The following is a 5347-nucleotide window of genomic DNA, read 5'->3' on the forward strand; positions in this document are numbered from 1 at the left end:
GCCCCAGTCACCTGCGGTCGGATCGACAGAGACTACGAAAAAGACCAGTTGGGGTCCGTGCGCTGGCACGCATAGCGTCGCGGCGCCACTGCGACCCCCAGCAGGGCACCCCGCTGATCAACGACGAAGGCGAGTGTCTACGTGTACTGGCTTGCAGGTACAGTCCGCTACCTTGGCATGGAGTGGAGGACGCGCTGGAGATGGCCGAAAGGACCGCCTGCTCATCTGTCAGCGCCGGTCAGCGTTCCTCTCACCTAGCGCGCTGGTCGGCCCGAAACGGTCAGTCAGTGGCGATGGATGGAGACTCAAGGTCGACACAAACATGACACTGGAACTGCTGAGCCTGCTGCCGCAACGTCGACACGGGCCACCCCTGCGCGGCAGCGTCCAGATCGATGAAGCCTACCTCGGCGGTGAGCGCAGCGGCGGCAAGGCCTGGACGTAGTCAAGAATGTCTTGGTAATGATGCCGAAGTGGCTTAGCGGCTCAGGGCGCTAAAGTCCTGCCTGGTCCTGCCGTAAAGGGTGTATGGCTGCGGGAGGTGTCAAACTCCCAGTCCTCACCGTCGCATTGCGAAGGAGTGTCCGTGCCCAGATTCGCCTGCCTCCTGCTTCTGCTCCTCGTCGGCGCGACTCCATCGGCAATCGCCGGGCAGTTCGGCACTACGGTAGAGATGCAGGCAAAGAACGGGGCCACCTTTTATGTGCCGGGACTCATCACCGGACTTGGGGCCGTCGACTGGATGGTCGATACCGGCTCCGGTTACATGACCATCAACGAAGAAATCCTCGCGTTGCTGAAGGGAAATGGCCAGGCACGCTTCGTGAAGCACTTGCGCGGACGACTCGCGGATGGAAGCGAGCTGGTTGTTCCGGTCTATTCGATCGACGCCATCAGCATCGGCGATGCGTGCTGGTTGCGCGACGTCGAGGTCGCCGTATTTCCGGGAAATACCCGGCCGATTCTCGGGCTCAATGCCCTGCAACGAACCGCACCGTTCATCTTTTCGTTCGAGCCGCCCCGCCTCGTACTGAGCCATTGCGACAGGGCGATCGATGCCGTTTCGACGGGTCTGGCCACGCCTCACGAATGAACCCCGGCGTCAGGGCTTGACCCGCCGGGGTTACACTGCGCCATCGTCCAGCGCAGTGTCACGACTGTTCGCGTCGCCTGGTCAATCGAACACGAGGTTTATTGGGGCTTCCCGTGTGTCTCGGGTGCTGCCGCAGGCCTGTCGGCGTCCGCGTCCGGCGCCATCGGCGTTGCCGTCGGCCAAGGGTTCTCCGCGCCCGGTTCGAACGCCGAGAATTCGACGATTGATTCGCTGATCGGCGCGTCGCCTGTCACTTCGGCGTATTCGTCACTGTCCGGCGCCTCATCCTTCCGCGCCGCAATTTCTTCCTCGGTGACGCTCATCTGCAACTTGTCGTCCAGCGGCTTGAGTTCATCGAGCGATACCATGAGGTCGCGCGCTCCGATGCCGAGAATGCCGCCCGCGGAGATCACCGCATGGGCGCTCTTGCGGTCCGGGGAGAGTACGATCTGCTTCACCGTTCCGACCTTGTCGCCCGCCCTATCGATCACATCCATTCCGTCCAGATCGTCGGCGGACCGCGTAAAGAGCGGGTTGTCGCCGATCGAAGTTCCGGTGGTCGCCTCACCATCGGTTGTTCCGCCCATTCGCGGTGTTTCACTCATCGGTTGTGCGGCTGACGGCTGGTCGCGCCCGGTTTGTCCGACTTCGGCTTTGGTCGGGACTGAGGTTTGCGCACCATCTTTCGAGGTGTCGCTGGCAGCCCATACGGGTCCGGCCAGCAGCGCAGCGACTGCGCCGGCGATCAATGTGGTACGAGTGTTTAATGTCATGTGGTGCTCCTGTGCGTTTATTAGAGCCGAACGGTGCCTGCATTCAGACCCATCGGATTAGCATCAGGCCGTGGCCCAATGCGACACCAGAGTTGCCGCAATCGAATCTCTTGTATGTGCGCTGGCCCACAGTGCCCAGCCTGGGCCGCTGCGGCCCCGCCGCGCGACGAGACGTCGCAGAATGGCCAGCTACAGTGTGTCACCGCACAGACGGTCGTTGCTTGGGGTCGCTAGTCTGACCTCGTCAATACCGACACACGTAACCGAAAGCGAGTAGATCATGGAAAACACCCACACCACGCAATCGAAACTCCAAGGAAAGCAAGGAAACGGGAGTGGCAACAACGAACCGGTCGAGCGCGTAGCCGATAGCGCGCACGAAACGGTGGACAAGATCGCCGACGCCACCCATAGCGCAGCGGATGCGATCAGCGAGAAAGGTGGGCAACTGCAAGATCTCCAGGAGGAATGGATGGAGAATGCCCGGGAGTACATCAATAAGAACCCGGTGACGTCGGTGGGTATCGCGATCGCTGGCGGCTTTTTGTTGAGCCGCCTGTTGAGCGGTCGCTAGAGCGGTCGTCATGGACGCATCCTCTACCTCTTCAGGCACCCCGGAGCATCGCCCCGGGGTGCTGCAAGACCTCCGTTCTTTGGCCCGCGAGTTGCGCGGGCTGTTCCATGACCAGGTGGGTCTCGCCGCGCTGGAGACTCGCCAGGCCGGCGAAAGCCTCGTTTGGATGATCACGCTGGGCGTGGTGGCCGGCGGTTTGCTGCTCAGTGCGTGGCTGGGCCTTTTGGCCGCGGTCGTGCTGACGCTGCTCGAACGCGGTGTCATGACCAGTCCCAGCGCGGCGTTGCTGCTGGCGGTGGGCGTCAATCTGCTGTTGGCGGTGATCCTTGGCTGGGCGATCCGTCGCCAACGCCATCATCTGCAGTTCCCTGCCACCGTGCGCAGCCTGACGCCCGATGCGGAGAAACCATCATGACCTTCAACGTCCCCCCCTCCGAATCGCTGGCGACACGCATCGACGATGCCGAGCGCCGTCTGCTCGAGCGGAAGCGATCGATCGGGGTACATGGCACCAAGCTGAGCCACCGTATCCACGATCGGATGACTTCCCCGGCGCTGTTGGGTTCGGCTGCCGGCCTGGGCTTTCTGCTCGGACATCGCACCGGAGGCTCGGATTCCGGCCGTGCATGGTTGCGGATCGCGGTGAGTTCGATGCCTTGGATGCGTACCTTGTTCACCACCGTGCAGCCCAGCCCACCGACGGGGGTCCCGTCTTCCTTCGAGTCCTCGGGATAACCCCCGCAACCGATGAATCCTGGTCGCGTTCCTGCGGGTCCTGTGGCCGCCCCGGCTCGGTTGTCCAGTCAACCCCGACCACCTTTCTATTGCACCGGCTCTTCGGTGGGTAAGGTGCGTCGAATTCTCCTGATTGCTCTGGTTTCAGTGCTCGCAGCACTGTCGGTGTGGTCCGCCGCTCTGGCCCAGGAGGAAGAGGGACCTGGACTTTTCGCATTCGAGGTGTCGGCGATCAACGAGGGGCTGCCGGCGCTGGAATCGCCGCTACGGCTCGACACGCCACGCGCCGCACTGGAGTCCTTTCTCGCGGCAATCGACCAGCGTGAGTATGCCCGCGCCGCACAGGCGCTCAATCTAAGTGCCATTGATCCCGAGGAGCAGGCCAGCCGGGGGCCGGACCTCGCCTTGAAACTCGCCTTCCTGCTGCGTCGCCACAACCTGATTGACTGGGCCGATATGCCCGACCAACCCGACGCTCGCGTCTTGCCTGACGTGCAGCAGTCGTTCGGCCCCTACAGCCGGCGATCGGTGGATCTGGGAGAAGTGGACGTCGACGGACGCGCCACGCCCATCAGCCTGCAGCGATTCCACACCGACGACAGCGAGGCGGTTTGGCTGTTCTCGCCCTTTGTGGTGGAACGCATAGACGCCATGTTTGCCGACAGCCCGCTCGGAATTTTCGTCCGCTGGATGCCATTGGAGGAGCGGGTGCACACGGTGGGGCAGCCCTCTGCCTGGGAATGGCTGACGGCGGCCATTCTGCTGGCGTTCAGCCTGCTGCTGTGGTTCGGCCTTTATTACTTGACACGCGCGCTGACGCTACGGGTGCCATTGCGCTGGACGCTGGCTGTAAGAAAGATTCCCTTGCCTTTGGCCACCGTGGTGGCGGCGCTCGCGTTCCGCTTCGGCACCGTCCATCTGGTTGTGCTGACCGGCCCTGTCGTCTCCAATCTCGACATCGCGTCGGAGATGGTCGCCCTGATTGCCGGAGCATGGTTGTTGCTGAGCACGGTATCCGCCGTGACGCTGGCCCTCAGCGTGCGCTACATCGTGCCGCTTTCGTTGGAAAACCCCGAGAATCGCCGTACCAAGACCACCGTATACGTGGTGCGGCGAGTGGCCGTGGTGGTGGTCGCTCTCCTGAGCGTCGGGTACGTGTTGCTGAAGACCGGTGTGTTCGAAAACTTCGGCCTTTCCGTTCTGGCATCCGTGGGTGCCCTGGGTATCCTGGTGGCGATCGCCGCACGCCCCTTGCTGGGTAATATGGTTGCCGGACTACAGATTGCCCTTGCCGAGCCGTTGCGCATCGGCGACGTGATCGTCTACGACGACCACTGGGCGACAGTGGAGGATATTTCGTTCGCCCATACGGTCCTGCGGACCTGGAGGAACACGCGCCTTATTGTTCCGCACGAGCATTTTCTGTCGCGGCCATTCGAGAACTGTTCGAAGGAGGGCGAGGCGGTAGGGCGCATCGTGAAGATCCCGGTCGACTACCGCATCGACGTCGAACAGGTCAGGCGCAAGGTCGAGGAGATCGTCGCGGGCGACACGCGCTCCACCGGCGAGCCGCCATCGGTCGAGATGGTCGAGGTCGACGGGGAAGCAGCCGTTCTTTGGATCTGGATTTCGGGCACGACGGCGTTCACCTCCTGGTATCTCCACAACCATGTCCGGGAGCAAGTGGTGGCGTTCCTGAAGGAGCTGGACGGTGGCGCCTACCTGCCGCGGCGGCGGCACATTCTCCTGTCAGGAAGCGAGGACGAAGCTGGGCCGGAACCTCTGGGCCGGACCAATGTAACCCGTTGATTGCAATTTCCTTACACTCCGTTCTGGCTGGTTTCTTGGGGCTTGAAGACCCATTGCAACCCAGAGCAGGTAGCGGCAGATCGGTTGAGTGGGTCCACTCTAAGATTCAGAGCGGCCCGAGGCCTACCACGTGATCCAGAAGATCCCCGACCATATGAAGGACAAGGTGGTCCTGGACCGCTGAGGCGGCTGGGCTTTTCATCACGACGGAAGGACGGGTGCTGGCGAGCCACTGCCGATAAAGCAACCAACCACTGGAGGGCCGTGTGCGGGAGAAGCGAACGCACAATTCCATGCGGGCGGCCAGCCAGTGCCCTGCCGTGTGCCTCCGGGTAGCGCGGTCTTCGCGCTAATCATGCGTTG

7 protein-coding genes are annotated in these 5347 nt (G+C 62.6%); 6 read left to right on the plus strand and 1 reads right to left on the minus strand.

What is annotated here, in order from left to right:
- Window positions 1-322 precede the first annotated feature (322 nt).
- Window positions 323-445: a hypothetical protein gene (locus EA346_RS08400; protein ID WP_296757493.1), complete on the plus strand. Its 123-nt coding sequence runs from the start codon at window positions 323-325 to the stop codon at window positions 443-445.
- A gap of 141 nt (window positions 446-586) precedes the next feature.
- Window positions 587-1093, plus strand: a complete 507-nt coding sequence (locus EA346_RS08405; protein ID WP_296757494.1) for a retropepsin-like aspartic protease — start codon at window positions 587-589, stop codon at window positions 1091-1093.
- 98 nt (window positions 1094-1191) lie between these two features.
- On the opposite strand, the gene EA346_RS08410 is transcribed toward EA346_RS08405, so the two are convergent.
- A complete protein-coding gene (locus EA346_RS08410; protein ID WP_296757496.1) occupies window positions 1192-1866 on the minus strand; it encodes a PRC-barrel domain-containing protein in 675 nt (224 codons plus the stop codon).
- A 280-nt stretch (window positions 1867-2146) separates the two neighbouring features.
- On the opposite strand from EA346_RS08410, the gene EA346_RS08415 reads away from it, so the two are divergent.
- The 4 genes from EA346_RS08415 (at window position 2147) to EA346_RS08430 (ending at window position 4984) form a co-directional block, all read left to right on the plus strand.
- Window positions 2147-2440: a hypothetical protein gene (locus tag EA346_RS08415; RefSeq protein WP_296757499.1), complete on the plus strand. Its 294-nt coding sequence runs from the start codon at window positions 2147-2149 to the stop codon at window positions 2438-2440.
- A 10-nt stretch (window positions 2441-2450) separates the two neighbouring features.
- On the plus strand, window positions 2451-2855 hold the full coding sequence (locus EA346_RS08420) for a phage holin family protein (protein WP_296757500.1): 405 nt from the start codon (window positions 2451-2453) through the stop codon (window positions 2853-2855).
- On the plus strand, window positions 2852-3175 hold the full coding sequence (locus EA346_RS08425) for a hypothetical protein (protein ID WP_296757502.1): 324 nt from the start codon (window positions 2852-2854) through the stop codon (window positions 3173-3175). Before EA346_RS08420 ends, EA346_RS08425 begins: the two co-directional genes overlap by 4 nt.
- A 114-nt stretch (window positions 3176-3289) precedes the next feature.
- Window positions 3290-4984, plus strand: a complete 1695-nt coding sequence (locus EA346_RS08430) for a mechanosensitive ion channel domain-containing protein (RefSeq protein ID WP_296757504.1) — start codon at window positions 3290-3292, stop codon at window positions 4982-4984.
- The last annotated feature ends 363 nt before the right edge of the window (window positions 4985-5347 follow it).

Source organism: Thioalkalivibrio sp. (assembly GCF_007692535.1).
Taxonomy (GTDB): domain Bacteria; phylum Pseudomonadota; class Gammaproteobacteria; order Ectothiorhodospirales; family Ectothiorhodospiraceae; genus Thioalkalivibrio.

What these genes read in the sequence shown, in the direction of transcription:
- EA346_RS08425 (WP_296757502.1), top strand. Translation starts at nt 2,852, where the DNA reads ATGACCTTCAACGTCCCCCCCTCCGAATCGCTGGCGACACGCATCGAC.
- EA346_RS08410 (WP_296757496.1), bottom strand. Translation starts at nt 1,866, where the DNA reads ATGACATTAAACACTCGTACCACATTGATCGCCGGCGCAGTCGCTGCG.
- EA346_RS08415 (WP_296757499.1), top strand. Translation starts at nt 2,147, where the DNA reads ATGGAAAACACCCACACCACGCAATCGAAACTCCAAGGAAAGCAAGGA.
- EA346_RS08420 (WP_296757500.1), top strand. Translation starts at nt 2,451, where the DNA reads ATGGACGCATCCTCTACCTCTTCAGGCACCCCGGAGCATCGCCCCGGG.
- EA346_RS08400 (WP_296757493.1), top strand. Translation starts at nt 323, where the DNA reads ATGACACTGGAACTGCTGAGCCTGCTGCCGCAACGTCGACACGGGCCA.